This window comes from Caballeronia sp. LZ028 (genome assembly GCF_031451415.1).
GTDB classification, from domain to species: domain Bacteria; phylum Pseudomonadota; class Gammaproteobacteria; order Burkholderiales; family Burkholderiaceae; genus Caballeronia; species Caballeronia zhejiangensis.
The window spans coordinates 1,403,859-1,428,300 of record NZ_JARUXN010000004.1; the positions used below are offsets into that span (position 1 = coordinate 1,403,859).

Below are 24,442 nucleotides of genomic sequence, written 5' to 3' on the forward strand. Positions count from 1 at the left end.
TCGTCAGGTCATCGGGTCATCATACAAATTTTTACGATGGAAGTGGACCGAGGAATAACCCTCGGTCGTGGCTTACTGCGCGAGCGGCTCGTCGATGAGCGCGAGCGCGTCACGAATTTCGGAGACGTCGCCGGGGCGCACGAGGCGCGCGACTTCCTTGCCGCCGAGCATGAAGACGAGCGTCGGCCAGAGCTTTACGCGAAACGAACGTCCGAGCGGGCGGCCGCTGCCATCCTCGATCTTGATGTGCTGCACCGCGCGATGATCCTGAAATGCCTGCGCGATCAACGGTTGCGCGGCACGGCAGAAACCGCACCAGTCGGTGCCGAACTCGACGACCGTCGGGCCGGTGAGCGCGTCGATTTCCGTGCGATCCGGTGCGGTCTTCGCGTATTCGATGTTCATGCTCATGGCGTGCTTCCTTGTCTTTTGTTGTCGATGAAGCCAGCAGAAAACTTGCCCGATCTTACTGGCCGAAACCCGTCAGCCCGATGAGCGCGCCGCCCGCGAGCAGCCACAGCGGATGCAGCTTCGTCCGGTACGAGACGAGCGCGACGAGCGCCGTGATGGCCGCGAGCGTCCAGGTTCCATCGGATGCCTCGGCGATCAGCAACGCGCTCGCCGCGACGAGCCCGGCCGTGATCGGCACGAGCCCGAGCTGGATGAAGCGCCGCCACGGGCGATCCTTGAAGCGCTCCCACGCGTGCATCGCGGCGATCGTCACGAGCGACGACGGCCCGAACTTCGCGATCGACGTCACCAGCACGCCGGGCCAGCCGGCGACATGCCAGCCGATCAGCGTGACGACCATCATGTTCGGGCCCGGCGCGGCCTGCGCGAGCGCGAAGAGCGCGGAGAAATCGGCCTTCGACATCCATTCGTGAACCTGCACGACCTGACGCTGCATTTCCGGCAGGATCGAATTGCCGCCGCCGAACGCGAGCAGCGAGAGCTGACTGAAGATCGCCGCGAGCGAAAGCAGATCGTTTTTCATCGGCGGACTTTCCACGCGATCAGCACCGAAATCGGCGTGAAGACGAGCATCGTCGGCAGGAGCGGCGTGCGCAGGATCGCTATCGACGCGAACATCAGAAGCGCGACGATCGCCGCTTCCGGCTTCCGGCGCAGCGGCCACATGATCTTCGCCGCCATCGCGATGAGCAGGCCCGCCGCAGCCGCCGCGAGTCCCGCGAACAGATGCGCGATGCGCGGGTCCTGATGCGTGCGCTGATAGATCACGCCGAGCCCGATCACGATGAGCGACGGTCCGACAAGCAGCCCCAGCAAGCCCGCGAGCGCGCCCGGCACGCCGCGAAAGCGCATGCCGATTGCCACCGACAGATTGATCACGTTGCCGCCCGGCAGGAACTGACAGAGGCCGAGGAGATCGGTGAACGCGTCGGCGTCGAGCCATTTGCGGCGCTCGACGATCTCGCGCCGCGCGAGCGGCAGCGCGCCGCCGAACGCCGTCAGCCCGAGCGTCAGAAAGCCGATGAAGATTTCGGCGACCGTCGGCCGTGGCGCGTGGCCGTCGCCGGACATGACGCTCACGCGCGTGCCCGGCGCGCTTCGTAGGCTTTCAGATGCGCGTATGCGACCGCCAGCGCCGACAGCCCGGCGATTTGCGTGCGCCGCCGCGACAGCAGATCGCCGACGATGTGATCCGCCTCGATCGGCGCGCCGTTCTCGAGATCGCGCAGCATCGATGCGGTCATCGGCGAGCCGCGCTCCGAGAAAAACGCCCGCGCGCGCGTGACGACCGCCTCGCCCGGTGCGTGCGCGTTGTCGCCGGCGATGCCGCAGCATTCGTCGAAGAGCTGGAACAGCAGCGCCTCGCCGCCCGGCGCCGCGAGAATATCGCCGATGGGCGCGCGCATCAGGCAGGTGCCGGTCGCGAGCGTGGCGAGGAACACCCACTTGTCCCACATCGACTGAAGGATGTCTTCGCTCACGTTTAAATCGAAGCCCGCGCCGTCGAGTTGCGCGGCGATTGCGTCGATGCGCGCCGAGCGGCCGCCCGTGCGCTCGCCGATAGTCATCGAATGCATGTTGTTCAGATGCACGATCTCGCCTTCGGCGTCGAGCGTCGCGGCGATCACGCATTGGCCGCCGAGCACGTTCGCGGGATCGAAGCGCGCGTCGAGCGCGTCGAGATGGCCCATGCCGTTCAGGAGCGGCAGGATCGCGGTATCGGGACCGACGGCGGGCGCGAAGGAATCGATCGCGCCTTGCAGGTCGTAGGCCTTGCAGCTCAGGAGCACGAGATCGTAAGGGCCGTCGATGTCTTTCGCGAGCACCATCGGCGGACAGGCGAACGCGAGATCGCCTTCCGGGCTCTTCACTTTCAGGCCGCACTGACGCAGCCGCTCGGCGCGGCGCTCGCGCACGAGAAAGGTCACGTCGCGGCCCGCTTCGAGCAGCCGTGCACCGAAATATCCGCCGATGGCCCCCGCGCCCACTACCAGAATCCGCATGTCTCGCTCCTTTTCGCTGTATGAATCGTTCACGCCTGCCAGACGCCATAGCCCGCTTCGCGCAAGCCGATCGCCAGTTCCACTTCCATGTCGCGCGCGCCGTCGTAGGGCATCGGGTTGTACATCTCATACAGTTGCGGCAGGAGCCGCAGTCCGTATTCGCGGACATAGCGATTCGACTGGATGCCGGCCTTGTGCTTGTCGAAGCGCACGTCGGGATCGATGCCCGTCATGCCCACGTAGACGAACGGCATGCCGATCACGTAATCCGGATTCGCGCGACGGAAACGCGCTTCGTTCCAGACCGTTCCGGACAGTTCGACGAAGTAGACGGAGTAATGATGGCTGCGCGCGCGCCGGGCGGGCGGCATGTTTCGGATGGCCTTCGCGGCGTGCTCGTTGCGGGCGTCCATTCTATGACGGCGATGCTTTTGGCGCTCGATCGGACGGCGCGGCCCCTGCCGGATGCGTCTCAAAGTGGTAAATTCGGGCGGTCTGCGCTCGCGCAAAACGATCGGACATCGGCGCGGCCCATCGCGCCGCCGGTCGGAACCGGAGACGATCTCTCTCGCGCGGGCGCCGCCCCATCGACACGTTTTCATCCCGAAGCCGCGCGCCACGAGCCGCGCGACGCTTCGGTCATTCGGAGATCAAGCAATGAGCAAGCAAGCTATCGGCGTGGTAGGCCTCGCCGTCATGGGCCGCAACCTGGCCTTGAACATCGAGAGCCGCGGCCACGCCGTTTCGGTATTCAACCGCAGCCGCGCCAAAACCGACGAACTGATTGCCGAACATCCCGACAAGAAGCTCGTGCCGACCTACACGCTCGAAGAGTTCGTCGAGTCGCTCGAAAAGCCGCGCCGCATTCTGATGATGGTGAAGGCCGGCGCCGGCACCGACGAGACCATCGCTTCGCTGCGTCCGCTGCTGGAAAAGGGCGACATTCTCATCGACGGCGGCAACACGCATTTCACCGACACGATCCGCCGCAATCAGGATCTCGCGAAGTCGGGGCTGCATTTCATCGGCACGGGCGTGTCGGGCGGCGAGGAAGGCGCGCTCAAAGGCCCGTCGATCATGCCGGGCGGACAGAAGGAAGCGTACGAACTCGTCGCGCCGATCCTCACGGAAATCGCCGCGAAGGCGCCGGACGGCGAGCCGTGCGTCGCGTACATGGGCCCGGACGGCGCGGGCCATTTCGTGAAGATGGTGCACAACGGCATCGAATACGGCGACATGCAGTTGATCGCCGAGAGCTATGACGTGCTCAAGCGCGTCGCCGGTCTGTCGAACGAAGAGCTGGGCAAGGTGTATGTGGAGTGGAATCAGGGCGAACTGGATAGTTACCTGATCGAAATCACGTCGAAGATTTTCTCGAAGAAGGACGAGGAAACCGGCAAGGATCTCGTCGATGTGATTCTCGACCGCGCCGCGCAAAAGGGCACGGGCAAGTGGACGAGCCAGAACGCGCTGGACCTCGGCGCGCCGCTGCCTTTGATTACGGAAGCGGTGTTTGCGCGCGTGCTGTCGTCGCTGAAGACGCAGCGTGTGGCGGCGAGCAAGGTGCTGGCAGGCCCGACGCCGAAGTTCGACGGCGATCGCGCGGCGTTCGTCGAGTCGGTGCGGCGTGCGCTGTATCTGTCGAAGATCGTCTCGTATGCGCAAGGTTTTGCGCAGTTGCGCGCGGCGTCGGAAGAGTACAAGTGGGATCTGCATTACGGCGAGATCGCGAAGATTTTCCGGGCGGGCTGCATCATCCGCGCGCGCTTTTTGCAGAAGATCACCGATGCTTATGCTGCGAAGCCCGACCTCGCGAATCTGTTGCTCGATCCGTATTTCAGCGATATCGCGGCGAAGTATCAGGAAGCGCTGCGCGATGTCGTCGTGGCGGCCGTGAAGGCGGGGATTCCGGTGCCGGCGTTCTCGTCGGCGATTGCTTACTTCGATGCGTATAGGTCGGAGAGGTTGCCCGCGAACCTGGTGCAGGCGCAGCGCGATTTCTTCGGCGCGCATACGTTCGAACGCACGGATAAGGAAGGGAGTTTTCACGCGAATTGGGCGTGAGGATCTGACTGAACAGATCGAGAGCATGAGACGCGGCTTCCTTTGGAAGCCGCGTTTTTTCTTGCAGCCAAGCTGCGAAACCTTCGATTCGCAATCGAGCGTTTGGCGCGCATTTCGGCTGAAGGCGAAGAAAGTGGGTATTCGACTAATTCTTCAGCCCCACCCACTCGCCATTCCGCCCCCCACTCCTCAACACCGCCTCCACGAACCGCAACCCCGCGACCCCATCCTCGACGGTCGTCAGCCAGTCATCCCCCTGCGTCGTCCCGCTCGCGATACACGCCGCCGCATCCGTATAAACCTGCGCGAACGCTTCCAGATACCCTTCCGGATGTCCCGCCGGCACGCGCGTCGCGTGCAGCGCTTCAGGACTTTGCACGCGCCCGCGCGTGATGCGCTCCGACGCGCCGCCTATCGGCGTGAACCACAATTCGTTCGGCTTCTGCTGATCGAACGCAATGCCCGCCTTCGTCCCATACACGCGCAATCGCAACGCGTTCTCCTCGCCGGCCGCGACCTGACTCGCCCACAACATGCCACGCGCGCCGTTCTCGTAGCGCAACATCGCCTGCACATGATCGTCGACACGACGATTCGGCACGAACGTCGTCACATCGGCGGCAAGCTCGGATGGCCGCATCCCCGTCACGTATTCCGCAAGCTGATACGCGTGCGTGCCGATATCGCCGAGACATCCCGCCGGTCCAGCGAGCGCGGGATCGGTGCGCCATACGGCCTGCCGGTTCGCCTGCGTCTCGACAGGAAGAGACAGCCAGTCCTGCGCATACTCGATCTGCACCACGCGAATGTCGCCGAGCAAGCCGCGCTGTACCATTCCGCGCGCATGCCGCACGAGCGGATAACCCGTGTAGGTATAAGTCACCGCGAACACGCGATCCTTCTCGCGCGCGAGCTTCGCCAGCGCCTCGCCTTCATCGAGCGAAACGGCGAGCGGCTTGTCGCAAATCACGTGAATGCCCGCTTCGAGAAAAGCGGTCGCGATCGGCGCATGCAGATGATTCGGCGTGACGATCGCGACCGCCTCGATGCCGTCCGAGCGTCCAGCCTCGATGCGCGCCATCTCGCGAAAATCGTCGTAGCTGCGCGCGAGCCCGATCGCCGCGGCGCTCGATGCCGCGCGCCGCGCATCCGACGACAACGCGCCCGCGACGAGTTCATAGCGATCGTCGAGCCGCGCCGCAATGCGATGCACCGCGCCGATGAACGCGCCCTCGCCGCCGCCGACCATCCCCAACCGCACGCGATTCATCGCTTGTCTCCGGAATCGAAGCCGAGCACGCCGCGCATCTGCTCGCGGCTCGCGCCGCTGCCCGCGAAGTCATCGAAGGCGCGCTCGGCCACGCGGATGATGTGATCGCGGATGAACACCGCGCCTTCGCGCGCGCCGTCTTCCGGATGCTTCAGCGCGCATTCCCATTCGAGCACGGCCCAGCCGCCGAAATCGTATTGCGCCATCTTCGAGAAGATCGCCTTGAAGTCGATCTGGCCATCGCCCAGCGAACGGAAGCGGCCGGCGCGATCGACCCATCCGGAATAGCCGCCGTACACGCCCTGTTTCCCGCTCGGCCGGAACTCGGCGTCCTTTACGTGAAACGCCTTGATGCGCGCGTGATAGATGTCGATGAACGCAAGGTAGTCGAGCTGCTGCAACATGAAGTGGCTCGGATCGAACAGGATGTTCGCGCGCGGATGATCGTCCACCGCCGCGAGAAAACGCTCGAACGTCACGCCGTCATGCAGGTCTTCGCCAGGATGAAGCTCGTAACACACGTCGATGCCCGCGCGATCGAACTCGTCGAGAATCGGACGCCAGCGGTTCGCAAGCTCTTCGAACGCGGCTTCGACGAGACCCGCCGGACGCTGCGGCCACGGATACACATACGGCCACGCGAGCGCGCCCGAAAACGTCACGTGCGCGTTCAAGCCGAGACGCTTCGACGCCGCCGCCGCGAGCTTCATTTGCGCGATCGCCCATTCGGTCCGCGCGGCCGGATCGCCCCGCACATGCGGCGCGGCGAAGCCATCGAACAGCGTGTCGTATGCGGGATGCACGGCGACCAGTTGTCCTTGCAGATGCGTCGACAACTCGGTGATCGCGACGCCCGCATCGTCGACGGTGCGGCGAATCTCATCGCAATACGCATCGCTCGATGCGGCCTTCTCCAGATCGATCAGACGCGGATCGGCAGGCACCTGTATGCCCTTGTAACCGAGGGACGCCGCCCACGACGCGAGATTCGCGAGCGTATCGAACGGCGCCTGATCGCCCATGAACTGTGCGAGAAATATCGCCGGGCCTTTGATGGTTTTCATCTTTCGCCTCTACAAAAAGAAGGCCGGATGAACGGCCTTCGCGCGTCAGAACGGCGAGTTCGGGAAATAGAACTGCTTGGCGTTGTCCTTCGTGATGAGCACCGACGGGATGATCGTCGTCGGCGGCAGCTTGTCGCCCTTCAGGCGCGCTTCGGCGGTCAGCTTGATCGCGTCGTAGATGAACTTCGGCGAATACGAGACATCGGCCGGCACGCGCGCGTCGCCGTCCATGATGCGCTTCACCGCTTCCTTCGATCCCGCGCCGCCGAACACGATCTTGATGTCCGTGCGCTTCGCCTGATCGATCGCCTTCAGCACGCCGACCATCATGTCGTCATCCGCGGCCCACACCGCGTCGATATGCTTGAAGCGCGTGAGATAGTCCTGCATTACCTTGAACGCATCGTCGCGATTCCAGTTGGCGTATTTCGCATCGAGAATCTTGATGTCGGGATATTGCTTCAGCACGCCTTCGAAGGCGTTCCAGCGCTCGTTGTCGAGTGTCGTCGGAATGCCGCGCAGCGCGACGATATCGCCCTTGCCGTTCAACTGCTTCGCGAGAAACTCGGCGGGAATCTTGCCGAAAGCGGTGTTGTCGCCGGCGACGTACGCGTCCTGCGCGCTCGTGTCGGTCAGGCCGCGATCGACCACCGTCACATACACGCCTTTCTTCTTGACCTGCGCGACCGGTTGCGTGAGCGACGCCGATTCCTGCGGGAAGATCACGAGCGCATTGATCTTGTTGACCGTGACCAAATCCTGCAACTGGTTCGCCTGCTCGGGCGCGGTGCTCGCCGTCTTCACGATCACCTTCAGGTCGGGATGCGCCTTTTCCAGTTCCTTCTTCGCTTCGTTGGCCCACCACACGATGCCGCCCGTGAAGCCGTGATCGGCGGTCGGAATGGCGACGCCCAGCACGACCTTGTCGGCGGCGAATGCGGACGACGATGCAGCGGCGAACGCGCTCGCCGTCAACGTGAGCGCGCCGAGCGCGCGAAGCATTTTCTTCATGACGATGTCTCCTGTTTTATGACTATCAACGACGACCGCGCTGCAAGAATGCTACGAGGATGATGACGGCGCCCTGCACCGCCGCATTCAGATACACGCTGATGATGCTCGTGAGATTCAAAATGTTGTTGATGACCGAAAGCAGAATCGCGCCGATGACCGTGCCGATCACGCGCCCTTCGCCGCCCTTCAGCGCCGTGCCGCCGACCACGACGGACGCGATCGCTTCGAGTTCCCACAGGAGGCCCGTCGTCGGCGTGGCGGAGCCTAAGCGCGGCACATACAGAATCGTCGCGACGGCCACGCATAAACCGAGCAGCACATACGTGACGATCTTCACACGATCCACGCGAATCGCCGCATAACGCGCGACCTGTTCGTTCGATCCGATCGCCTGCACATGACGCCCGTACACCGTGCGATTGAGCACGAGCGCACCGCCCGCCGCCACGATCGCGAACACCCAGATCGGCACCGGAACATGCAGCAGACTCGCGTAATAAACCGGCCCGTAAAGATCGACGAGCGAGTTGTCGAGCGTGAGCGCGCCGCCATCCGCGAGCCATGTGAGCAGCGCGCGAAATATGCCGAGCGTGCCGAGCGTGACGATGAACGGCTCGATGCGACCTTTCGTCACGAGCACGCCATGCGCGAAGCCGAACAGCGCGCCGAGCACGAGCGCGAGCACGATGCCGAGCGCGATGATCAGAAGCGGCGGCACCGCGTGGCCGTGAAAGCCCTGCATCAGCGCGTTCATCATGTAGATCATGCTGCCCGCGATGAGCGCGGCCATCGAACCGACCGACAGATCGATGCCGCCCGAGATGATGACGAAGGTCATCCCCACCGCGATGATGCCAATGAACGACGTGCGCGTGAGCACGTTCATCGCGTTGTCGACGGTGGCGAAATCGCCGTTGAGCAAGGTGCCGCCGATACACAGCGCGATCAGCCCGATGAGCGGCCCGACGCCGAACATGAAGCGCGCGACGGTGGAGAGACGGCTCTCGCTTTCGGTGTCTTCAGTGTGTGCCGGTCGCATGCGCGATCAACCTCTCTTCGGTCAAAAGATCCATGCCGAGTGTCGCGACGAGTTCGCCCGCGCGCATCACCGCGACGCGATGACACAAGCCGATCAGCTCGATCAGTTCGGACGAGATCACGATCACCGCGCGGCCTTCCGCGGCCAGCCGATGAATCAGGAAATAGATATCGCGTTTCGCGCCGACATCGACGCCGCGCGTGGGTTCGTCGAGCACGATCACGCGCGGATCGGGATTCAGGAACTTCGCGAGCGCGAGCTTCTGCTGATTGCCGCCCGACAGCATGCGCGCGCGTATCGACGCGTTGCCGGTGCGTATGCCGAAGTCCTTCACCGCCGCGTTCAGGGCTTCGCGTTCCGCGCGCGTATCGATGAGCGGATGCGCGTAGCGCTCCAGCGTCATCATCGTGAGATTGTCTTTCAGCGCCATGTCGACGTGGAGGCCGCGCCCCTTTCTGTCTTCGCTCAGATAAGTGAGGCCTTGCTGCATCGCTTCGCGCGGGCCTTTGAGCTTGACCGTTTTTCCGTCGATGACGACGCGCCCCGCACAGAGCGGACGCAGGCCGACGAGCGCTTCGAACAGCTCCGTGCGCCCCGCGCCGACGAGTCCCGCGAAGCCGAACACTTCGCCCTTGCGCACTGAAAAGCCGATGCCGTCGGCCCAGCCCGGCACCGATGCGCCTTCGACTTCGAACGCGACCGGCGCGTCGTCGGACAACGGCGGCTTGTCGGGGAACATGTCGGAGACTTCGCGGCCGACCATCAGATTGGCCATCTGCTGACGCGTCAGCTCGTCGGTCGGCGCGCGCGCGACGAAGCGGCCATCGCGCATCACGATCACTTCGTCGGTCACGCGTTCCACTTCGTCGAGCTTGTGCGAGATATAGACGATGGTCGTGCCCGCTTCCTTCAGACGCGCCATCAGGCCGAAGAGACGCTGCGTCTCCGATGGCGTCAACGTCGCGGTCGGTTCGTCCATGATGAGCAGGCGCGCGCTGCGCAACATCGCCTTCGCGATCTCGACGAGCTGCTTCTCCGCGACGATCAGATCGCGCACCTTCGTATCGGGATTCTTGTGCAGGCCGACGTCGTTCAACGCGGCGCGGGCATCGTCGCGCATCGCGGCTTCATCGAGGAAGAAGCCTTTCTTCAGCTCGTGCCCGAGGAACATGTTCTGCGTGATGCTCAAATGATCCGCGAGATTCAATTCCTGATGGATCAGCACGATGCCGGCATGTTCGGCATCGCGCGAACTCGCGAAGTCGCGCGCGCGTTCATCGACGAAAAGCTCGCCCGCGTTCGCACGCTCGTAGCCCGCGAGAATCTTCATCAGCGTGGACTTGCCCGCGCCGTTCTCGCCGAGCAATCCGTAGATGCGGCCCGGCGCGAGATCGAAGCTGACGCCGTGCAGCACGCGCACCGGCCCGAACTGCTTTTCGATGCCCTGAAAGCGCACGGCGAGGCTCATCGTCACGCGCTCCTTCTTCGAATCAGCCGATGCGGCAGCAGCACGCCCGGCACATCCGCGCGCGGGTCGCGCAGGCGCTTGAGCAGCAGGTCGGCTGCGGTTTCGCCGAGCAGTTGCATCGGCTGCGAAACGGTCGTGAGCGGCGGATCGACATGCGCGGCAACGGCGATATCGTCGAAGCCGACGACAGCGACATCGTCGGGCACTGAAAAGCCCGCGCCGCGAAAGCCGTTCATCACGCCGATGGCGAGCGTGTCCGACACGGCGAAGGCGGCCGTCGGACGCGCATCGCCCAACGATGCGAGTTGCGCGGCCGCGCGCTCGCCCGCGTCGTAATCGAGGCTGTCGAGTTCGATCAGCCACTCCGCGCGCGGCTCGATGCCGGCTTCGATCAACGCATCGCGATAGCCCGCGAGCCGCTGTCGTCCATACAGATAACCCTGACCCGAGTTGATGAGCGCAATGCGCCGATGCCCCTTCGCCGTCAGATAACGCACGACATCGCCCGCGGCGAGATGATTGTCGATGCCGACGTACGGCACGCCCGCCGCCGGATCGAACTCGCAGCACGCGACCCACGGCAGCGTCGACGCTTCTTCGGCGAGCGCTTTTTGCACGGCGGCGGGATCGAGACAGATGGCGCCATCGGCGCGGCGGCCGCGCAGCAGATCGAAATAGCTTCGCTCGCGCAACGGGTCCGCGCCGGTATCGCACAGCAGCATGAAGTAGCCGTTCTGACGCGCGACGCTGTCGATGCCGCGCACGATCGCCGCATAGAACGGATTGCCGAAGTCGGGGACCATCGTGAGGAGCAGGCGGCTTTCGGCCGTGCGCAGATTGCGCGCCAGCTCGTTGATGCGATAGCCGCTCGTCGCGACCGCTTCGAGCACTTTTTCGCGCGTCGTCTCGCGAACGTTCGTGTGTCCGTTGAGCACGCGCGATACGGTCGCGACCGACACGCCCGCGCGTTCAGCGACGTCGGCAATCGATACTTCTTCGCGTGGTCGAACCGTATCTGACATCGCTTTGCCGCGCGTCGCGATCGAGATGTAATGGATTACATTATTTGATCTTACGGGTCGCGAAGGCAACAGCAATCGACTAGGGAAAAACGCTTAAGGGCGGGCATGTCGATCTCGTGTCATGTTGCTCGTCGTTAGGTGTGAGCGTACCGAAGACGCTCGATAAATACACCAACTTCAAGGAGCGATCCACATGCGATTCATGATGCTGATGATTCCGCGCGGCTACGAAAGCGCCGAACCGGGCACGATGCCGAGCGCCGAAGCCGTCGCCGCGATGATGAAATACAACGAGGAATTGCAGAGGGCCGGCGTGCTGCTCGCGCTCGACGGACTGCATCCGCCGTCGATGGGCGCGCGCGTCACGTTCGAAGGCGGCAAGCCGCGCGTCACCGACGGACCGTTCGCCGAAGCGAAGGAAGTGCTCGGCGGCTACTGGATGGTCCAGGTGAAGTCGCGCGAGGAAGCGATCGAATGGGCGAAGCGTTGCCCCGGATCGGATACGGAGATGATCGAAGTGCGGCAGGTCATGGAGATGGACGATTTCCCGCCGGACGTGCAGCAAGCCGCGGCGGGTTTCGATGACATGCAGAAGAACGCGAAGCGCTGACGCGAACGCCTACGCGATCGCTTCCAGCGCGAGCGCGATGCCCTGCCCGCCGCCGATGCACAGCGTCACGATCGCGCGCTTCACGCCGTCGCGGCGCATCGCGTGGGCGAGGCGCGTCGTCAGCACGGCGCCCGTCGCGCCGATCGGATGACCGTGCGCGATCGCGCCGCCTTCGACGTTGACGATGTCGTCGGGCACGCCGAGCGTTTGCGCCACCGCGATCGGCACCGCCGCGAACGCTTCGTTGATCTCGAAGCGCTCGACATCGCCGAGCGTCCATCCCGCGCGCTGCAACGCCTGCTGCACGGCGGGCACCGGACTGAGCCCGAACATCCCCGGCTCGACCGCCGCAACGCCGAACGCCGCCAGGCGCACGAACGGTTCGATGCCGCGCGCGTCCGCTTCGTTGCGGCTCGTCACGATCATCGCCGATGCGCCGCTGTTCAGCCCCGGCGCATTGCCGGCCGTAATCGTGCCGTTGGGACGGAATGCCGGACGCAATTTCGCCAGCGCCGCGAAATTCGTGTCGGGACGCGGCTGCTCATCGCGCGCAAACGCAACGGTTTCCTTGCCCGCCTTCACATCGACGCCGACGATTTCCGCATCGAACGCGCCGTCCTTCTGCGCCGCCGCAAACGACTGCTGCGAGCGCTCGGCCCAGCGATCCTGCGCCTCGCGCGTGATATCGAACTTCGACACGAGATCTTCCGTATGCCAGCCCGAATGCTCGCCCGAGAACGCATCGACGAGACCGTCGCGCAGCAGGCTGTCGTAGATCTGCGCGTTGCCCATGCGATAACCGCGACGACCGCCATCGAGCAGATACGGCGCGCGGTCCATGTTCTCCATGCCGCCCGCGATGGCAAGCCGCGAGACGCCCGCCGCGATTTCCGTCGCCGCCGTCACCACGGCCTGCGCGCCGGAGCCGCACACGCGATTGACCGTCAGCGCGGGCACGGAAACCGGCACGCCGCCGCCGACCGACGCCTGTCGCGCCGGATTCATGCGGTTGCCCGCCTGAATGACGTTGCCGAACACGACCGAATCCACCGATGACGGATCGAGCGCCGAACCCGCGCGCCGCAACGTTTCCGCGATGACGGCCGCGCCCAGATCGACGGCGGGCGTGTCCTTCAGCGAGCCGCCGAACCCGCCGATCGCCGTACGCACCGGATGACACAACACGATGTCCTGCGCAAAAACATGGCGAGCCTCCGATCAGCGCGGAATTCCGGTGAGGTAGATGGGGGCGTCGGTCGACAGCGATTGCTTGACCGCGCGCCCGGTGTCATCGACGAGCACTTCTTCCTGATTCTTCTCCACCGCCGCGAGCACTTCGCGCACGACATGTTCCGGCGTCGATTTCGGCGCGGTGACTTGCGCGGTCATGTCGGTATCGATGTAACCGGGATGCGCCGCCACGACGAGCGTGCCCTGCTCGCGCAATTCCTCGCGCAGGGCGTTCGTGGCCGCCCACGCCGCCGCCTTCGAGATGTGATACGCGCCGCCCGCCGGCAACGAGACCCAGCTCAGCACCGAAAGAACGTTGATGACCGCACCGCCGCCGTTCTTCTTCAGCACGGGCGCGAATGCCTGCGTGAGCGCAATGGGGCCGAACGTGTTGATTTCGAGCAGATCGCGAATGCCTTGCGTCGATGCCGGATCGACGAGCAAGCCGCGCGTCGTCACGCCCGCGTTGTTGACGATCACTTGGACGTCGGTGTAGGTCGCCGCTGCTTCCGCGATGTCCGCGGCGTTCGTCACGTCGAGGCGGATCGCTTCGACGCCCGGAATGTCGACGCTCTTCGGATCGCGCGCGGCCGCATAAACCTTCGCCGCGCCCGCTTCGATCAACGACTTCGCAAATTGCTTGCCGAGCCCGCGATTGGCGCCGGTGACGAGTACCACTTTTCCTTTGACCTGCATGATCTGCTCCGCTTGATTGTGCATATGCACTAATGCCGATGAATAAAAGGCTCGCACGCGGCGAGCCAGCGCTTGATCAACTCACTCCATCGTCGTCAATTCGAACAGCGACTGGCGCAATGCCTTCGCGCGTTTCTCGCCGAACTTCGTTTCGAATTCCGCCTGCGCCGCGCGCCATTGCGCCGCTGCCTTCACGAGCGTTTCCTTGCCGGTTGCCGTGAGACGCAAGCCGACGGCGCGCGAACTCGCCGATTCCTGCGCCGCTTCGACGAGACCGTCGCGCTGCAAGGGCTTGAGCGCACGCACGAGCGTCGTGCGGTCCATCACCATCGAATCGGCGAGTTCGAGCATCTGCACGCCGGGCTTGCGCCCGATCGCCGCGAGAATCGTGAACTGCGCCGCCGTGATGCCCGCTACGCTCAAATGCCGCTCGTACATTTGCGACACATAACGCGCCGCCTGACGGATCGCAAAACAGTTGCAGTCGAGAGGAGAAGAGTTGGAAGTCATGCCACGCAGAATATTTGTGCATATGCACTTTGTCAAGCGGCGGGATTCAATCGGCCCGATAGCAGCGTCTCGCGGATGGTCGGGAATCGTCGCGCGCGGCGCATCGGCGAAACGCCCGAAGCCGCCATGGGGTTGAGATCGCGGCGTATCGGGCCTATGCCGAAATCCGCATCGGACGCGCGACTAAACACCAAGACGCGCCGAAATTGGCTCCCTACATTTCGCTTGTCCGATGCCAGGGCGTTCCATTCGATTTCGATTTGCCAGATCAAAAAGGAGAGGGAAAACCATGCGCTTCCGTACCAGACCTTTGGCATGGCTCGTGGCGTGCGCCGCGGCCACGCTCGGCGCCGTGCCTTTTGCCGCGAGCGCCGACGAACTTCCGGTGAAAGTGGGTTTCGCGGCGCCGCTGACCGGCGCGAACGCGGGTTACGGGAAGGATCTCCAGAACGGCGTGCAGCTCGCGCTCGATGAAGCCAACGCGAAAAAGATCACGATCGGTGGCAAGACGGCCAAGTTCGAGATCCGCGCGGAAGACGATCAGGCCGATCCGCGCGTCGGCGTGCAGGCGGCGCAGAAGCTCGTCGACGATGGCGTGGTCGTCGTCGTCGGACACTTCAATTCGGGCACGACGCTGCCCGCATCGCCGATCTACAACAACGCCGGCATCCCGACGATCGATCCCGCCGCGACCAATCCCACCATCACGACGCGCGGCCTCGCGAACATGTTCACGGTGATTTCCAGCGACGCGCAGAACGCGGGCAACGCCGGCGTCTACGCGGTGACGACGACGAAGGCGAAGCGCATCGCGATCATCGACGATCGCACGGCCTTCGGTCAGGGCGAGGCCGACGAGTTCGAGAAGGCGGTGAAGGCGAAAGGCGGCACGATCGTCACGCGCGAATACAGCGACAATCAGACCGTCGATTTCAGCGCGCAACTGACGCGCATCAAGTCGACCAACGCGGATCTGATCTTCTTCGGCGGCCTCGACCGGCAGGCGGCGGCGGTCGTCAAGCGGATGAAGCAGCTCGGCATGAACGCGCAGTTCGTGGGCGGCGGCGGCGTGATGGACGCGGATTTCCTCAAGCTCGCCGGCGACGCCGCCGAGGGCGCGCAGGCGTGGGAATACGGCAGCCCGCTCGACAAGCTGCCCGAAGGCAAGGCATTCAGCGAGAAGTTCCAGAAGCGCTTCGGCGTCGCGATCCTGTCGTATGCGCCGTTCGGCTACGACGCCGCGTGGGCCGCGATCAACGCGATGCAGAAAGCCAATTCCATCGATCCGAACGTGTACCGGCCGGTGCTGAAGACCAACAAGTTCGACGGCATCACGGGGCCGATCGCGTTCGACGACAACGGCGCGTTGAAGAACGCATCGTCGACGCTGTATCAGGTGAAGAACGGGCAGTGGGAATCGGTCGTGACGAAGCACGGCATGTGATCGAAACGCTTCGCGCGGCCGCCCGCGCGAAGCGTTTCAATGCGTGGGCGAATCGCTCGGGCGCGGCAACGTCGCGATGAAACGTTCGAGATGCTCGTTGCATTCGATGACCGCTGAAAGACGCACTTCTCTCATCTGCCGGTCGTGCTCGTTGATCACCGCAGTGAGCCGCGGCACCGCAGTCGCGGGAAGGCGCCAGTCGCCGACCGTCAGGCCGCGGTCGAGCAACGCGAGCACGTCGCCCTGCACTTCATCGAGCGTCGCGCGGTCCAGAATGCCGAAGCCCGCCTCGGTCAAGAGTCCCGACAGCAGCACGGCCTGCGCGATGCACTGCGCCTCGATCAGACTCGCCCGGCCACGCTTGACCGATTCGAGTGCGATCCGGCATTGAAGGATGACTTTGTCCGCCTCGACGCGCGGCATCGGCAGCCAGTAGATTCTGGCGTTCCGGTCTCGCGACGGTTTCGGGAGCCTTCGTATTTTCGTGTTCGACATCGTCTCGACTCCTCGTGGCGTTCAATCGACAAGCAGAAGACAAGCCAGCGAAACGAAACACAGAAGCGCGCTGAGACAGAAGAACCGGTCGGATTTCGCCAGCGGTCCACGCGGCGTCTGCGGCAAGGGCGCGTCGTCCCGGATGATTCTCAAGACCGCGACGTACTCCACGATCGAACAGCACAGCATGACCGCCGCTGCGAGCAGGAAAGCAACAACCAGAATGTTGATCGACATAACTTCATGCACCCCCGATAGTGGTCGCAATGGTCCGGCGCGCCATGTCAAGAAGTGAAACGCGATTCACGCGCACATGACGTCCGACTGTTCCGGTCAGCGCATCATTCGTGCTTGTCGCGGAACATGAAACGCATCCTAGCCGCTCGAATCTTTCACGGCGCTATCGCGCGTGCTACGCATATCTAAGTATTGTCACCGAGCGCACACATCGATCATTCTTCGCGTGCGCGCAGGATATAGCCGAGACCGCGCAACGTCATGATCTGCGCGTTCGTTTCGGCCAGCCGCTTGCGCAAGCGATGAATATAGATGTCGATGGCATCGGCGCTGGCGACATCGTCGAGACTGAAGATGCATTCCATCAGCATCGACTTCGACACGGTCTTGTCCTGCCGCAGGATCAGCGCTTCGAGAATCGCGTGCTCGCGACGTCGCAGCGAAATGGGCGCGCCCCGATAGCTGAACTCGCGCGTGGCGAATGCATACCGGAGATCGCCGCACATCAGCGCGACGGCTTTCTGCGCGCTCTGACGACGCACCAGAGCCTTGATGCGGGCCACCAGTTCGCGCGCATCGAAAGGCTTGACGACGAAATCGTCCGCGCCCGCTGCGAAGCATTCCACCTTGTCCTCGATCGATCCGTGCGCGGTCAGCATCAGTACGGGCACGGTGTCGCCGCGGCGCCGCAGCCGTCCGAGCAGTTCCTTGCCGCTCATCGCGGGCAGGCGCATGTCCAGCAATACGACATCGTAGGTGCATTGATTGAGGATCGACGTGGCGCATTCCGCGTTCGGCACATGATCGACGATGAAAGAATCCGCCTTCAACAGACTCACGATCCAGTGCGCCAGCTCGGCGTTGTCTTCGACGAGCAGCAGCTTCATCGGATGTCCCCGCCGGACCATGCGGGCAGCCTGACCGACACGGACAATCCTGCACGCGCGTAGCCCGCCCCGAGCGTGACGGTGCCGCCGTGGCGCAGCGCGATCTCCCGCACGATCGGCAGCCCGAGCCCGGTGCCATCGGTAAAAGCAGACGCGCGATAGAAGCGCTCGAACACATGCGCGCGTGCCTCGGCGGAAAGCCCCGGACCGTTGTCGACCACCTGCAACAGAACCTGCTCGTGCGAACGCTTGACGATCACGGTGACGCGCCCGCCCGGCTGCGTGTAGCGAATGGCGTTGTCGACGAGGTTCGACACGAGCGCGGACAGCAGCGCCGCGTTGCCCGCCACCATCGTGCCCGGTTCGGTTTCTGCGCCAAGGTCGATATCACGCCGCTGCGCCAGCACGATCAGTTCTTCGAGCACGGACTCGACGACATCCGTCATGTCCGTCATCGTTCGTATGGGTTCGGGCGTGGACTCTGCCTGCGCGAGCGTCAGCAGTTGCTTCGTTACGGCTTTCATCTTTTTCATGCTCCGGCCCGCGCTCTTGAGCGCGATCTCGCATGCGCGCTCGCCGCCGCAGTTCAGGCAAGCGTATTGGATCTGAGTGTCGAGAAGCGTGAGCGGCGTGCTGAGCTGATGCGCCGCATCGGACACGAAATCGCGCTGTGTCCGCGCGTGATGCCTGACTTGCGCGATGCATTGATTGAGGGCGTCGACGATCGGCCGGAGTTCGCGTGGCAAAGCTTGCGCGCGCATCGGATCGATTTCCAGCGGCGAGCGCCCGGCGAGGTCGTCCTTGAGGCGCATCAGCGGACGGAGCGCGGCCGCGAGACCGAGCGGAACGAGCGCGGCGACCAGCGCGAGCATCACGCATGCGCGCAGCAACTGCGGGCGCCATAGCTGATCGCGCATGGCATGCCGCGAAGCCCGCGTCTTGGCGACGATGACCCGCGCCGCCACCACCTTGCCGTCATCGAACAGAAAACGCGGATAAGAGATGGCGCGAACCTTCGTACCCTCGAACTCGGCGTCGAAATAAACGGGATGTGAGCTTTCGCGCTCGGGCATCGGAAGCTCCGGCCTGCCGCCGAGCAATCGGCCGCGTTCGGCGACGACCTTGTAATACACGCGATCCCGATATGGCGACTCGAACATTTCGAGGGCCGCTGGCACGATCTTGACGGTGAGTTCGCGATCGGACCACTCGATGCCATCGCCGATGGTCCGTGCGGAGGCAAGGAGCGCCGCGTCCTCCATCATGTCCGCCGTGCGGCACGCGGAATCGTACGAAGCGATCGATGTAATCAGCACGAAAAGGGCGAGCGGCGCGAGCAGCCAAAGAAGCAGGCGTATGCGCAGGCTCGTCCGTCCGCATCTCGCGAACCGCGCGCACGCCGGCCGCAGCGGACGTTTCAGATTTTCGGCAGACGTGGCTTCGCCGGATTGCCGGTGTCCGTTGATTTCACGCTCGGGCATAGGCACTCGCGCTCGGGCCGTATGAAGCGAAGGATCTGAGTCGCACCCAGGCATCTCCGTCTGTTCGCAGGCGGCGGCTGTCGCAGCCTGTCATCTTTTGTGTGCGGATTGTAGTGGGTCGAATCCTTCGCAGTTCTTTCGCAGATTCCTATTCTTAATACGGAGTTTCCATGAGTCGAAGAAACTCAAACATCGGCCGTTTAGGAATAGTTCTACGCTCTGCAGGATGTGCTTAACCCATAACCCGCAGCGGATCAAAGATTGCGACGAAGATTTTCACGCGTGTGCGCCGCCTCATCGGCAAGCCATTGCGCGAACTGCTGCAACGCGGGCGACGGCGCGGGCCGCTCCGGATACACGAGGTAGTACGCCGCGCCGCTCGGCACGCACAGCGAAAACGGCGCGATGACGCGCCTGGCGCGCAGGTCTTCTTCGATCAGCGAGAGGTCGCCGATCGTCACGCCCAAACCCTGCATCGCCGACGAAATCGCCAGATCGAGCGTGTCGAAATGCTGCGCTTTCGTCGACGGCAGGCCGGCGTAACCGTAAGCGCCGAGCCACAGTAGCCAGTCGCGGCGGTCGCGCGTGGGATGCAGCAGCGTTTTCCCGGCGAGATCGTCGGGTGTTGGCGAGGCGTTCTTCTTAGGCTTCCACAATTCAGGCGCGCAAACCGGCGTCAGCACTTCATCGAAAAGATGATGCACGCTCGCGCCCTTCCCCGACGGCGCCGCGCCGAAGACGATCGCTGCGTCGAACTGCTCCGCGCTGAATTCGACGCCATGCGCCACCGACGCCGTCACTTCCACGACCAGTTCGGGCCGCTCGTTCTGCAGGCGGATCACGCGCGGCAGCACCCAGCGCATCGCGCAGGTCGGGCACTTCACGCGCAGAATGCCGGATTGCGCGCCGCCTTTCGCGAGGGCATCGTCGATCTGTCCGAACGCCTGCTGCAACGGCGCGACCAGCAACGCGCCGTGATGCGTGAGCGCGAGCCCGCGCGCCTGCCGCGTGAAAAGCGCATAACCGAGATGCGCCTCCAGCCCGGCGATCTGACGGCTGACCGCGCCCTGCGTCACGTTCAGCACCTCGGCCGCGCGCGTGAAATTCAGTTTCTGCGCCACCACCAGAAAGGTTTTGAGCACGTCGAGGGAAGGCAGGGGTTTCATCGGGTTTTTGACATATAGCCATGATCTGCAAGCATGGCTAGTATGACAAAGTTTCGATTGTCCGCGCTTTATTGCTGCGGTTGAATCGACGGCAGATTTTCGTCGAACCGCAATTCCGGAGACATCCGCCGTGCAAAGCGCCTGCATTCCCGAGTCGAAGCTGCCGAACGTCGGCACGACCATTTTTACCGTCATCGGCCAGTTGGCCGACGAGCATCACGCGCTCAACCTGTCGCAAGGCGCGCCGAACTTCGCGTGCGATTCGAAGCTCATCGAAGGCGTCGAGCGAGCCATGCGGGCAGGACATAACCAGTACTCGCCGATGTCCGGCGTGCTCGCGCTTCGCGAAGCCATCGCCGTGAAAACGCAGAAGCTCTACGGCGCAACCTACGATCCGGGCACGGAAGTCACCGTCGTCGCGAGCGCGAGCGAAGGCCTGTACGCGACGATCAGCGCGCTCGTGCATCCCGGCGACGAAGTGATTTACTTCGAACCATCGTTCGACAGTTACGCGCCGATCGTGCAGTTGCAGGGCGCGAAGCCCGTCGCGATCAAGCTCTCGCCGCAGGATTTCCGCATCGACTGGGACGAGGTCGCCGCCGCGATCACGCCTAAGACGCGCATGATCCTCGTCAACACGCCGCACAACCCGACGGGCAGCGCGTTCACATCCGCCGACGTCGAGCGGCTCGCGGCGCTCACGCGCGACACGAAGATCATCGTGCTGTCGGACGAAGTCTACGAGCACGTCGTATTCGACGGCGCGCTGCATCACGGCATGGCGCGTTATCCGGCGCTGGCCGAGCGCAGCGTCATCGTGTCGTCGTTCGGCAAGTCGTATCACGTAACGGGGTGGCGGGTCGGCTACTGTCTCGCGCCCGCCGCGCTGACGGCGGAAATCCGCAAGATTCACCAGTTCATGACCTTCTCCGCCGATACGCCGATGCAAATGGCCTTCGCCGAAGCGCTCGCGGATGAATCGAGCTATCTGAATCTCGGGCCGTTCTATCAGCACAAGCGCGATCTGCTCGCGGAATCGCTGAAAGCATCGCGCTTCGAGTTGTTGCCGAGTGCGGGCAGTTTCTTCATGCTGGCGCGTTACGACGCGATTTCCGATCAAGGCGACAGCGATTTCGTGCTGCGCCTGATTCGCGAGGCGCGCGTCGCGACGATTCCGCTGTCGGCGTTCTATACCGACGGCACCGACAACCGCGTGATCCGTCTTTCGTTCGCGAAGGACGACGACACGCTCATCGAAGGCGCGCGCCGCCTTTGCTCGATCTGACGATTTCCTGGAGACCAACACGATGAAACTGAACCACATCGCCAGCGCGCTGTTCCTCGCATGCACGTTCACGAGCGGCGCCGCGCTTGCCGCCGATACGCTGCGCTTCGGCCTCGAAGCGCAATATCCGCCGTTCGAATCGAAATCGTCGACGGGCGAGCTGCAAGGGCTCGACATCGACGTCGGCAATGCCGTGTGCGCCGCCGCGAAAATGCAGTGCAAATGGGTCGAGACCTCGTTCGACGGCCTGATCCCCGCGCTGCAGGGCCGCAAGTTCGACGCGATCAACTCGGCGATGAACGCGACCGAGCAGCGCCGCCAGGCGATCGATTTCACGACGGTCGTGTATCGCGTGCCGACGCAGCTCATCGCGAAGAAGGGCAGCGGCATCGAGCCGACGTCGGCATCGCTGAAGGGCAAGAGCGTCGGCGTGCTGCAAGGCTCGATTCAGGAGACGTTCGCGAAGGCGCACTGGGAAAACGACGGCGTGAAGGTCGTGCCGTATCAGGATCAGAACCAGGTCTACGCCGATCTGAAGTCCGGCCGTCTCGACGCGACGCTCGTGCTCGCGCCCGCGGGACAGAGCGGCTTCCTGTCGAAGCCGGACGGCGAAGGCTTCGCGTTCGCCGGTGCGCCCGTGCGCGACGACAAAATTCTCGGCAGCGGCATCGCCTATGGCATCCGCAAGGGCGACGATGCGCTCAAGACCAAGCTCAACGCGGCGATCGAGAAGGTCAAGGCGGACGGCACCATCGACAAGTACGCAAAGAAGTATCTGGGCGATATCGATATTTCGGCGAAGTAAGCAGCTTTTTTTGAGCGCAGGCACACTGGCGGCTTGATCTTTTCCGGCCGCCAGCCGCGTCTTGCAAGCTGGCGGCCTCAAGCATGGAAGCCGCATGAGCACGCCGACGACGCCCAAACCCGCCGCCGCACCGTCACCCTCACCGTCCGCGCCGCCGCCGCTCGAAGGCGGCAAGCTCGTTCTCGCCACCTTCGCGGTGGCGCTCGCGACGTTCATGAACGTGCTGGATTCGTCGATCGCCAATGTCGCGATCCCGACGATCTCCGGCAATCTCGGCGTGTCCGTCAACGAGGGCACGTGGGTCATCACCGTGTTCGCGGCGTCGAACGCCGTCTCCATTCCGCTGACCGGCTGGCTCACGCAGCGGCTCGGGCAGGTGCGTCTTTTCGTCGGCGCGATCCTGATGTTCGTGCTGTCGTCGTGGCTGTGCGGGCTCGCGCCGAATCTGCCGGTGCTGCTCTTCGCGCGCGTGTTGCAGGGCGCGGTGGCCGGGCCGCTGATTCCGCTGTCGCAGGCGATCCTGCTCGGCTCGTATCCGAAAGAGAAGGCGTCGATGGCGCTCTCGCTGTGGGCGATGACCGCGACCGTCGGCCCGATCGCCGGTCCCGCGCTCGGCGGCTGGATCACGGACAGCTATTCGTGGTCGTGGATCTTCTATATCAACATTCCGGTGGGCATCTTCGCGGCGGGCGTGACGTGGATCATCTACCGCGACCGCGAATCGCCGACGCGCAAGGCGCCGATCGACGTGATCGGTCTCCTGCTGCTCGTCTCGTGGGTCGCTTCGCTGCAGATCATGCTCGACAAGGGCCGCGATCTCGACTGGTTCTCGTCGCCGCTGATCGTCGTGCTGGCGATCGTCGCGGTGATCGCGTTCGCGTTCTTCGTCGTGTGGGAGCTGACGGACAAGAATCCCGTCGTCGATTTGCGGCTTTTTGCCGGGCGCAATTTCTTCGGCGGCACGGTGGCGATTTCGGTCGCGTATGGCGTGTTCTTCGGCAATCTCGTGTTGCTGCCGCAATGGATGCAGCAGTATCTGAATTACCGGTCGATCGACGCCGGGCTCGTCACCGCGCCGCTCGGCATTTTCGCCGTAATCCTCGCGCCGATCATGGGCAAGGTGCTGCCGCGCAGCGACGCGCGCATCATCGCGACGGCGGCGTTCGTCGGCTTCGCGTTCGTGTTCTGGCTGCGCTCGAAGTACGTGATCGAGATCGATACGTGGCATCTCGTCTTGCCGACGCTGCTGCAAGGCATTCCGATGGCGATGTTCTTCGTGCCGCTCACGGCGATCGTGCTATCGGGCTTGCCGCCGTCGAAGATTCCCGCGGCGGCGGGGCTGTCGAATTTCGCGCGGGTGTTTTGCGGCGCGGTAGGAACGTCGCTCGCGGGCAATGCGTGGGACAACCGCATCGCGCTGCATCACGAGCGGCTCACCGAGCAGGCGAATGTCTACAATCCGGCGTTTTTGCAGTCGCTCGGGCTATCGCAATCGACGCTCGACGTGAGTGAAGCGCAGGCGCGCGGCATGTTCAATTTCACCGTCAACTCGCAAGCCGCGATGATGGGACTCAACGATATCTTTCTGATCTCGGCGGTGATCTTCATTCTGATCATTCCGCTGATCTGGATTACGAAGGTGGCGAAGGGCGGGGGTGGCGGGGCGGCGTCGGGGGCGCATTGAATGATGCTCGCGCCCCGGGTGCTATTCGGGCAGAAAGCCCTCCTCCAGCACTGACGACATCGGCCATGGACAGCTTGCGGGGAACGTATCGACTTCGATACGGGTTTCATTCGCCGCCTGTTCCCGCGCATCGCCCCACATATCGGCGATCCAGTCCTCCTCGGTAAGCATGGGCTTGAGACTCGGCGTTCTCTTCAATCGACGTCCGATTGCCTCCCGCTGCACCCGAATCGTGGTTTGCCAGCTTGCGCCACGCCGCTCCGGCTGAAACTGCCACTTCAGCAAATGCGCCAGCAAGATCGCCATCCTGCTTGCAAATTCCCGCTGTTCACTCTTCCCCACGTCCTCGATTTCCTCAGCGATATGCTCGATATCGATGGACGCAAATTTCCCCGCACGCAGCAGCGCCGCCTGTTCCCAGGCCCACGCCACCACGTCCTTCTCATAAGGCGTTCCCATCGGCTGACTCCCGTTCTCTTCATCGTTCCCGGTGTCGC

Annotated in this window: 27 protein-coding genes; 6 read left to right on the forward strand and 21 right to left on the reverse strand. The window is 63.7% G+C overall.

Going from position 1 to position 24,442, the window contains the following annotated elements:
* Positions 1 to 72: 72 nt before the first annotated feature.
* Genes QCE58_RS29145 through QCE58_RS29165 form a run of 5 tightly spaced genes read right to left on the reverse strand, consistent with a single transcriptional unit; the run spans position 73 to position 2,845 of the window.
* Entirely contained in the window at positions 73 to 411 is a 339-nt protein-coding gene (locus QCE58_RS29145; protein ID WP_008354098.1) for a thioredoxin family protein, read from the reverse strand.
* A gap of 55 nt (positions 412 to 466) precedes the next feature.
* Entirely contained in the window at positions 467 to 994 is a 528-nt protein-coding gene (locus QCE58_RS29150; RefSeq protein ID WP_175982943.1) for a chromate transporter, read from the reverse strand.
* On the reverse strand, positions 991 to 1,542 hold the full coding sequence (locus QCE58_RS29155) for a chromate transporter (protein WP_033536666.1): 552 nt from the start codon (positions 1,540 to 1,542) through the stop codon (positions 991 to 993). The genes QCE58_RS29150 and QCE58_RS29155 overlap by 4 nt, the downstream gene beginning before the upstream one ends.
* A 5-nt stretch (positions 1,543 to 1,547) precedes the next feature.
* Complete coding sequence (gene panE / locus QCE58_RS29160) at positions 1,548 to 2,474, reverse strand: 2-dehydropantoate 2-reductase (RefSeq protein ID WP_008354101.1); 927 nt, start codon at positions 2,472 to 2,474, stop codon at positions 1,548 to 1,550.
* 29 nt (positions 2,475 to 2,503) lie between these two features.
* On the reverse strand, positions 2,504 to 2,845 hold the full coding sequence (locus QCE58_RS29165; RefSeq protein WP_250521494.1) for a hypothetical protein: 342 nt from the start codon (positions 2,843 to 2,845) through the stop codon (positions 2,504 to 2,506).
* A 286-nt stretch (positions 2,846 to 3,131) separates the two neighbouring features.
* Here QCE58_RS29165 and gndA point away from each other — a divergent pair, with 286 nt between their 5' ends.
* Complete coding sequence (gene gndA / locus QCE58_RS29170) at positions 3,132 to 4,538, forward strand: NADP-dependent phosphogluconate dehydrogenase (RefSeq protein WP_008354103.1); 1,407 nt, start codon at positions 3,132 to 3,134, stop codon at positions 4,536 to 4,538.
* A gap of 145 nt (positions 4,539 to 4,683) precedes the next feature.
* Here the strand turns inward: gndA and QCE58_RS29175 are convergent, their stop codons facing one another.
* The 6 genes from QCE58_RS29175 to QCE58_RS29200 are packed head-to-tail and all read right to left on the reverse strand — an operon-like array spanning position 4,684 to position 11,415.
* On the reverse strand, positions 4,684 to 5,808 hold the full coding sequence (locus tag QCE58_RS29175; protein ID WP_175982941.1) for a Gfo/Idh/MocA family protein: 1,125 nt from the start codon (positions 5,806 to 5,808) through the stop codon (positions 4,684 to 4,686).
* A complete protein-coding gene (locus tag QCE58_RS29180) occupies positions 5,805 to 6,872 on the reverse strand; it encodes a sugar phosphate isomerase/epimerase (protein ID WP_250521484.1) in 1,068 nt (355 codons plus the stop codon). The genes QCE58_RS29175 and QCE58_RS29180 overlap by 4 nt, the downstream gene beginning before the upstream one ends.
* 45 nt (positions 6,873 to 6,917) lie before the next feature.
* Entirely contained in the window at positions 6,918 to 7,883 is a 966-nt protein-coding gene (locus QCE58_RS29185) for a substrate-binding domain-containing protein (RefSeq protein ID WP_008354107.1), read from the reverse strand.
* A gap of 25 nt (positions 7,884 to 7,908) precedes the next feature.
* Positions 7,909 to 8,925, reverse strand: coding sequence for an ABC transporter permease (locus QCE58_RS29190; protein WP_008354108.1), 1,017 nt, complete (start codon positions 8,923 to 8,925; stop codon positions 7,909 to 7,911).
* Positions 8,906 to 10,393: a sugar ABC transporter ATP-binding protein gene (locus tag QCE58_RS29195; protein ID WP_175982939.1), complete on the reverse strand. Its 1,488-nt coding sequence runs from the start codon at positions 10,391 to 10,393 to the stop codon at positions 8,906 to 8,908. The genes QCE58_RS29190 and QCE58_RS29195 overlap by 20 nt, the downstream gene beginning before the upstream one ends.
* A 2-nt stretch (positions 10,394 to 10,395) precedes the next feature.
* Complete coding sequence (locus tag QCE58_RS29200) at positions 10,396 to 11,415, reverse strand: LacI family DNA-binding transcriptional regulator (protein ID WP_175982938.1); 1,020 nt, start codon at positions 11,413 to 11,415, stop codon at positions 10,396 to 10,398.
* 193 nt (positions 11,416 to 11,608) lie between these two features.
* Here QCE58_RS29200 and QCE58_RS29205 point away from each other — a divergent pair, with 193 nt between their 5' ends.
* The gene (locus tag QCE58_RS29205; protein ID WP_250440342.1) at positions 11,609 to 12,025 is read left to right on the forward strand and encodes a YciI family protein; all 417 of its coding nucleotides are present in this window, start codon (positions 11,609 to 11,611) and stop codon (positions 12,023 to 12,025) included.
* 9 nt (positions 12,026 to 12,034) lie between these two features.
* On the opposite strand, the gene QCE58_RS29210 is transcribed toward QCE58_RS29205, so the two are convergent.
* The 4 genes from QCE58_RS29210 to QCE58_RS29225 form a co-directional block, all read right to left on the reverse strand.
* Positions 12,035 to 13,210 (reverse strand): thiolase family protein, encoded by a 1,176-nt coding sequence (locus tag QCE58_RS29210; protein ID WP_250521483.1) that lies wholly within the window; start codon positions 13,208 to 13,210, stop codon positions 12,035 to 12,037.
* Between the two features lie 33 nt (positions 13,211 to 13,243).
* Entirely contained in the window at positions 13,244 to 13,951 is a 708-nt protein-coding gene (locus QCE58_RS29215) for an SDR family oxidoreductase (protein WP_033536683.1), read from the reverse strand.
* An 81-nt stretch (positions 13,952 to 14,032) separates the two neighbouring features.
* Positions 14,033 to 14,461, reverse strand: a complete 429-nt coding sequence (locus tag QCE58_RS29220) for a MarR family winged helix-turn-helix transcriptional regulator (RefSeq protein ID WP_033536665.1) — start codon at positions 14,459 to 14,461, stop codon at positions 14,033 to 14,035.
* Between the two features lie 32 nt (positions 14,462 to 14,493).
* Positions 14,494 to 14,778 (reverse strand): hypothetical protein, encoded by a 285-nt coding sequence (locus QCE58_RS29225; protein ID WP_144403747.1) that lies wholly within the window; start codon positions 14,776 to 14,778, stop codon positions 14,494 to 14,496.
* On the opposite strand from QCE58_RS29225, the gene QCE58_RS29230 reads away from it, so the two are divergent.
* Positions 14,751 to 15,905 carry a branched-chain amino acid ABC transporter substrate-binding protein gene (locus QCE58_RS29230; protein WP_008354116.1) on the forward strand — a complete coding sequence of 385 codons (1,155 nt, stop codon included), beginning with the start codon at positions 14,751 to 14,753 and terminating at the stop codon, positions 15,903 to 15,905. The genes QCE58_RS29225 and QCE58_RS29230 overlap by 28 nt on opposite strands.
* Before the next feature lie 36 nt (positions 15,906 to 15,941).
* Here the strand turns inward: QCE58_RS29230 and QCE58_RS29235 are convergent, their stop codons facing one another.
* The 5 genes from QCE58_RS29235 to QCE58_RS29255 all read right to left on the reverse strand — a co-directional run bounded on the left by QCE58_RS29235 (position 15,942) and on the right by QCE58_RS29255 (position 20,171).
* A complete protein-coding gene (locus tag QCE58_RS29235) occupies positions 15,942 to 16,400 on the reverse strand; it encodes a hypothetical protein (RefSeq protein WP_051079078.1) in 459 nt (152 codons plus the stop codon).
* Positions 16,401 to 16,421: 21 nt separating this feature from the next.
* Positions 16,422 to 16,637, reverse strand: coding sequence for a hypothetical protein (locus QCE58_RS29240; protein ID WP_008354118.1), 216 nt, complete (start codon positions 16,635 to 16,637; stop codon positions 16,422 to 16,424).
* Between the two features lie 215 nt (positions 16,638 to 16,852).
* Positions 16,853 to 17,524, reverse strand: coding sequence for a response regulator (locus QCE58_RS29245; protein ID WP_008354119.1), 672 nt, complete (start codon positions 17,522 to 17,524; stop codon positions 16,853 to 16,855).
* Positions 17,521 to 19,005, reverse strand: coding sequence for a sensor histidine kinase (locus tag QCE58_RS29250; RefSeq protein WP_250521482.1), 1,485 nt, complete (start codon positions 19,003 to 19,005; stop codon positions 17,521 to 17,523). Before QCE58_RS29250 ends, QCE58_RS29245 begins: the two co-directional genes overlap by 4 nt.
* 254 nt (positions 19,006 to 19,259) lie before the next feature.
* Positions 19,260 to 20,171 carry a LysR substrate-binding domain-containing protein gene (locus QCE58_RS29255; RefSeq protein ID WP_034473137.1) on the reverse strand — a complete coding sequence of 304 codons (912 nt, stop codon included), beginning with the start codon at positions 20,169 to 20,171 and terminating at the stop codon, positions 19,260 to 19,262.
* Between the two features lie 130 nt (positions 20,172 to 20,301).
* Between QCE58_RS29255 and QCE58_RS29260 the strand changes: the two genes are divergently transcribed.
* The 3 genes from QCE58_RS29260 to QCE58_RS29270 all read left to right on the forward strand — a co-directional run bounded on the left by QCE58_RS29260 (position 20,302) and on the right by QCE58_RS29270 (position 23,945).
* Positions 20,302 to 21,456 (forward strand): methionine aminotransferase, encoded by a 1,155-nt coding sequence (locus tag QCE58_RS29260; RefSeq protein WP_008354122.1) that lies wholly within the window; start codon positions 20,302 to 20,304, stop codon positions 21,454 to 21,456.
* A gap of 22 nt (positions 21,457 to 21,478) precedes the next feature.
* Complete coding sequence (locus tag QCE58_RS29265) at positions 21,479 to 22,261, forward strand: ABC transporter substrate-binding protein (RefSeq protein WP_008354124.1); 783 nt, start codon at positions 21,479 to 21,481, stop codon at positions 22,259 to 22,261.
* A 94-nt stretch (positions 22,262 to 22,355) separates the two neighbouring features.
* Positions 22,356 to 23,945 carry a DHA2 family efflux MFS transporter permease subunit gene (locus tag QCE58_RS29270; RefSeq protein WP_008354125.1) on the forward strand — a complete coding sequence of 530 codons (1,590 nt, stop codon included), beginning with the start codon at positions 22,356 to 22,358 and terminating at the stop codon, positions 23,943 to 23,945.
* 21 nt (positions 23,946 to 23,966) lie between these two features.
* Here QCE58_RS29270 and QCE58_RS29275 read toward each other — a convergent pair whose 3' ends face one another.
* Positions 23,967 to 24,404, reverse strand: a complete 438-nt coding sequence (locus tag QCE58_RS29275; protein ID WP_175982964.1) for a DUF29 domain-containing protein — start codon at positions 24,402 to 24,404, stop codon at positions 23,967 to 23,969.
* Positions 24,405 to 24,442: the final 38 nt, after the last annotated feature.

What these genes read in the sequence shown, in the direction of transcription:
- QCE58_RS29215 (WP_033536683.1), bottom strand. Translation starts at nt 13,951, where the DNA reads ATGCAGGTCAAAGGAAAAGTGGTACTCGTCACCGGCGCCAATCGCGGG.
- QCE58_RS29155 (WP_033536666.1), bottom strand. Translation starts at nt 1,542, where the DNA reads ATGTCCGGCGACGGCCACGCGCCACGGCCGACGGTCGCCGAAATCTTC.
- QCE58_RS29245 (WP_008354119.1), bottom strand. Translation starts at nt 17,524, where the DNA reads ATGAAGCTGCTGCTCGTCGAAGACAACGCCGAGCTGGCGCACTGGATC.
- QCE58_RS29145 (WP_008354098.1), bottom strand. Translation starts at nt 411, where the DNA reads ATGAGCATGAACATCGAATACGCGAAGACCGCACCGGATCGCACGGAA.
- QCE58_RS29220 (WP_033536665.1), bottom strand. Translation starts at nt 14,461, where the DNA reads ATGACTTCCAACTCTTCTCCTCTCGACTGCAACTGTTTTGCGATCCGT.
- QCE58_RS29255 (WP_034473137.1), bottom strand. Translation starts at nt 20,171, where the DNA reads ATGAAACCCCTGCCTTCCCTCGACGTGCTCAAAACCTTTCTGGTGGTG.
- panE (WP_008354101.1), bottom strand. Translation starts at nt 2,474, where the DNA reads ATGCGGATTCTGGTAGTGGGCGCGGGGGCCATCGGCGGATATTTCGGT.
- QCE58_RS29185 (WP_008354107.1), bottom strand. Translation starts at nt 7,883, where the DNA reads ATGAAGAAAATGCTTCGCGCGCTCGGCGCGCTCACGTTGACGGCGAGC.
- QCE58_RS29180 (WP_250521484.1), bottom strand. Translation starts at nt 6,872, where the DNA reads ATGAAAACCATCAAAGGCCCGGCGATATTTCTCGCACAGTTCATGGGC.
- QCE58_RS29165 (WP_250521494.1), bottom strand. Translation starts at nt 2,845, where the DNA reads ATGCCGCCCGCCCGGCGCGCGCGCAGCCATCATTACTCCGTCTACTTC.
- QCE58_RS29250 (WP_250521482.1), bottom strand. Translation starts at nt 19,005, where the DNA reads ATGCCCGAGCGTGAAATCAACGGACACCGGCAATCCGGCGAAGCCACG.
- QCE58_RS29200 (WP_175982938.1), bottom strand. Translation starts at nt 11,415, where the DNA reads ATGTCAGATACGGTTCGACCACGCGAAGAAGTATCGATTGCCGACGTC.
- QCE58_RS29270 (WP_008354125.1), top strand. Translation starts at nt 22,356, where the DNA reads ATGAGCACGCCGACGACGCCCAAACCCGCCGCCGCACCGTCACCCTCA.
- QCE58_RS29190 (WP_008354108.1), bottom strand. Translation starts at nt 8,925, where the DNA reads ATGCGACCGGCACACACTGAAGACACCGAAAGCGAGAGCCGTCTCTCC.
- QCE58_RS29225 (WP_144403747.1), bottom strand. Translation starts at nt 14,778, where the DNA reads ATGCCAAAGGTCTGGTACGGAAGCGCATGGTTTTCCCTCTCCTTTTTG.
- gndA (WP_008354103.1), top strand. Translation starts at nt 3,132, where the DNA reads ATGAGCAAGCAAGCTATCGGCGTGGTAGGCCTCGCCGTCATGGGCCGC.
- QCE58_RS29175 (WP_175982941.1), bottom strand. Translation starts at nt 5,808, where the DNA reads ATGAATCGCGTGCGGTTGGGGATGGTCGGCGGCGGCGAGGGCGCGTTC.
- QCE58_RS29150 (WP_175982943.1), bottom strand. Translation starts at nt 994, where the DNA reads ATGAAAAACGATCTGCTTTCGCTCGCGGCGATCTTCAGTCAGCTCTCG.
- QCE58_RS29275 (WP_175982964.1), bottom strand. Translation starts at nt 24,404, where the DNA reads ATGGGAACGCCTTATGAGAAGGACGTGGTGGCGTGGGCCTGGGAACAG.
- QCE58_RS29240 (WP_008354118.1), bottom strand. Translation starts at nt 16,637, where the DNA reads ATGTCGATCAACATTCTGGTTGTTGCTTTCCTGCTCGCAGCGGCGGTC.
- QCE58_RS29195 (WP_175982939.1), bottom strand. Translation starts at nt 10,393, where the DNA reads ATGAGCCTCGCCGTGCGCTTTCAGGGCATCGAAAAGCAGTTCGGGCCG.
- QCE58_RS29265 (WP_008354124.1), top strand. Translation starts at nt 21,479, where the DNA reads ATGAAACTGAACCACATCGCCAGCGCGCTGTTCCTCGCATGCACGTTC.
- QCE58_RS29230 (WP_008354116.1), top strand. Translation starts at nt 14,751, where the DNA reads ATGCGCTTCCGTACCAGACCTTTGGCATGGCTCGTGGCGTGCGCCGCG.
- QCE58_RS29235 (WP_051079078.1), bottom strand. Translation starts at nt 16,400, where the DNA reads ATGTCGAACACGAAAATACGAAGGCTCCCGAAACCGTCGCGAGACCGG.
- QCE58_RS29205 (WP_250440342.1), top strand. Translation starts at nt 11,609, where the DNA reads ATGCGATTCATGATGCTGATGATTCCGCGCGGCTACGAAAGCGCCGAA.